Raw genomic sequence first — 3,014 nt, 5'->3', positions numbered from 1 at the left:
GCAATGACCTGTATTATAATGGTGATGCATTTACTGGCCTGGTGGATCCCTTATTTCACGGGTTATCCGCATTATGTTCAAGCAGATTATGAAAAATACTTTCGCAACACCTATAAGTTTTTGCCTTCGATAAAAAATCATATTATTCCGGATGCTGAGCATGTTGGTGTGGGTGTGCTCCTTACAGCTACACTACTTGTTCAGAGTTTCTATTTATTTAGCTGATATTATCTTTACATTTATTCTCGAAAACCATAGGGGGTGATCTTTTTGCTTCATTGTCAAATAAAAAAAGCGCTCCCCCTTTGGATCAACGCCTTTTGGATAAAGTTATACTTGCCGTTATCATTATTGAAATGTATCTTTTACACAAGATCTCTATTTTTTATGGAACCAAACGAGATGTTTTAACTAATTCCTCCTCAAGAACTTGAAGTCCTCCGATGACTTCAATTGCTGAACCTAATGAGACAAGAAAATCTCCTGCAATGGCTACTTTTTGTTCTTCAATAAGTTTCGTTTTATCTGTTTCACCTATTTGTCTTGACACCGAAATAGCCTCTAATATTTGTCCGATCGTCTTTGCCCAAACACCAGTCAGTATTTGCTGTTCACCTTTTGGATTTGCATCTTCTTCCAAATGTTGAAGTCCTAATAAACCTGTCAATTCAAGAATATTCCCTGCTACTTGAATCCAAAGCCCTAAAGAAACTTGCTTTTCTAAGCCTAAAATTTTTTTATTTATCTCGTTTTCGTATTGGTAAACCTTCATTTCATTCCCCATGTTTACTCACTCCAAACCCCTGAGTATGCTGTATTGTATGAAAACCAATCATTATTGTTCGACTTTATCTAAATTTCCAAAAGGTAAGAAACAAAAAAGCAGGCAGAACTTTGCCACCTCTTTCAGTTTTGAAATATGGGCTTTCAATAAAAGGGGATCAATGAGAATAAGTCATTATTTTTTTACAATCATGAAATAATAATAGGGATTACAAAAGTTAGGAGGATCTGGATGGTACAAAAACAAAATGCAAATGAAAACTTGGGGAAGATGATGAACCCTGAATTTGCCGGAACAGACGCACAAAGAGTAAAGCAAGAAATTCAGAGAGATGTAATCGAAGGACAAGGTGCAATGACCTCCCGGGAGGCGAGAGCTATGCGCGATTAAAAACGAATGTACTTTAACCTCTAAAGTTATTCATTCATGAATGCTTTCAAATTGTATAAAAAATGTTTCATAATAAAAAAATAAATTTAGTGTTATCATGTAACACTAATCTCAATGTGGAGGGATGAACTTTGAATATCCTATTTAGCTTACTCCAAAGTCTTTTTATACTTCTTCTTAAAATAGAGTATTTCATTAATAAAAAGACGTTTGAATATAAAGGTAGATTTAAAATTCCATCTTTAACGTAAAGCGTTGATATTCTTTCATTGCTCTTTACCACATTGGAAAGTAAAAGGTGAGGGTTCTATTTCTCACCTTTTACCGCATTAATCCCCATCTATTTCTAAAGGTATTATTACTTAAAAAATAACGTGAATTATTTAGAATAAGAAAAGTTCAATAAATTTAAAACCCCCTCTAGCCTTATAAAGGGGGTTTTGTTTTATGCTACCTTATTAATTTTAGTAATTTTTCCCTCTTTCAACTGTTTTCTATAATCAGCTGCAGCTGTAAACAGAACGTCAGTGGATGAATTGAGTGCTGTTTCAAAAGAGTCCTGCAATACACCGATGATAAATCCGACCCCTACTACCTGCATGGCCACATCATTAGGGATTCCGAATAGGCTGCATGCCAGCGGAATTAACAATAACGATCCGCCAGCAACCCCAGAAGCACCACAAGCACAAACAGCTGATAGTACGCTCAGGATAATAGCTGTTGGAATGTCCACATGAATTCCAAGTGTATGAACCGCAGCAAGTGTTAAAACAGAAATGGTCACTGCAGCACCAGCCATATTAATAGTAGCGCCCAATGGAATTGAGACAGAATAGGTATCTTTATCTAAATTAAGTTTTTCGCATAATTTCATGTTAACCGGAATGTTCGCAGCCGAACTGCGAGTAAAGAATGCTGTAATTCCACTTTCCTTTAAGCATTTAAAAACCAATGGATATGGGTTTTGACGGATCGTTACATACACGATGATTGGATTAACAACTAAAGCTACAAAAAGCATACAGCCAATCAAGACAGCCAACAATTTACCATAGTTTAGCAAAGATTCAATTCCATTTGTCGTGATGTTTTCAATTACAAGGCTCATGATTCCAAGCGGAGCAAATCTGATGACCCATGTTACCATTTTGGAGATACCATCAGAAAAATTAGAAATCAGTGTTTTTGTTGTATCCTGGGCATTTTTCATTGCAAATCCAAGTACTACCGCCCAAGCTAAAATACCGATATAGTTCGCATTAAATAAAGCTTTAACCTTATTATCAACAACGTTCATAAGTAGTGATTTGAGAACCTCTGTTACACCTCCGGGTGCCGCCAAATCCTCTGTGCCTTTTACAAGCGTAATACCCACTGGGAAAATAAAGCTTGCTATAACAGCGATAAGACCTGCTAGAAAAGTTCCTGAAAGATAAAGAACGATGATCGATTTCATATTTGTTTGATGACCACTCTTATGCTGTGCAATAGCCGACATAACCAGAAAAAGGACCAAAACAGGTGCTACTGCTTTCAAAGCTCCAACAAACAAAGCACCAAAAATCACTAAAGGTTTGGCAACTTCAGGAATGGCAACTGCTAGGATAATACCAATAATAAGACCAATAATAATTTGTTTAACCAAACTAATTTGATTCCATTTTTTCAATGGATTTTTCATCAAATTATTCCTCCCTCTCTATAAATCTACTATTTCCAGAGATTTTTTACTTCTTGAAAAAAAACAATAGTTAAATAAGATTATAATGAATATTTAGATATATTACAATAGCAATAATGTTTTTGATTTTATTTTATAACAAAAAGGCTCTGTTAA

Annotated in this window: 3 protein-coding genes and 1 pseudogene; 2 read left to right on the top strand and 2 right to left on the bottom strand. The window is 35.2% G+C overall.

Annotated features, from left to right (window positions below; genetic code table 11):
- Positions 1-225 (top strand): annotated as a pseudogene (locus V7083_RS01350) (hypothetical protein); the annotation flags it as partial.
- 160 nt (positions 226-385) lie between these two features.
- Here V7083_RS01350 and V7083_RS01345 read toward each other — a convergent pair.
- Positions 386-784 carry a hypothetical protein gene (locus tag V7083_RS01345; protein WP_335474552.1) on the bottom strand — a complete coding sequence of 133 codons (399 nt, stop codon included), beginning with the start codon at positions 782-784 and terminating at the stop codon, positions 386-388.
- A gap of 231 nt (positions 785-1,015) precedes the next feature.
- On the opposite strand from V7083_RS01345, the gene V7083_RS01340 reads away from it, so the two are divergent.
- Positions 1,016-1,174 carry a hypothetical protein gene (locus V7083_RS01340; protein ID WP_335474550.1) on the top strand — a complete coding sequence of 53 codons (159 nt, stop codon included), beginning with the start codon at positions 1,016-1,018 and terminating at the stop codon, positions 1,172-1,174.
- Positions 1,175-1,619: 445 nt separating this feature from the next.
- Here the strand turns inward: V7083_RS01340 and sstT are convergent, their stop codons facing one another.
- On the bottom strand, positions 1,620-2,858 hold the full coding sequence (gene sstT, locus V7083_RS01335) for a serine/threonine transporter SstT (RefSeq protein WP_335474548.1): 1,239 nt from the start codon (positions 2,856-2,858) through the stop codon (positions 1,620-1,622).
- Positions 2,859-3,014: the final 156 nt, after the last annotated feature.

The sequence above is a fragment of the Bacillus sp. JJ1764 genome, from assembly GCF_036962145.1.
In the GTDB taxonomy this organism is placed as follows: Bacteria; Bacillota; Bacilli; order Bacillales; family Cytobacillaceae; genus Neobacillus.
Note: the sequence above shows the minus strand (reverse complement) of the source record. Positions and strands in the feature narration are given on the sequence as shown.

Coding starts and splice junctions, on each gene's coding strand:
- V7083_RS01345 (WP_335474552.1), bottom strand. CDS start 784: ATGGGGAATGAAATGAAGGTTTACCAATACGAAAACGAGATAAATAAA.
- V7083_RS01340 (WP_335474550.1), top strand. CDS start 1,016: ATGGTACAAAAACAAAATGCAAATGAAAACTTGGGGAAGATGATGAAC.
- sstT (WP_335474548.1), bottom strand. CDS start 2,858: ATGAAAAATCCATTGAAAAAATGGAATCAAATTAGTTTGGTTAAACAA.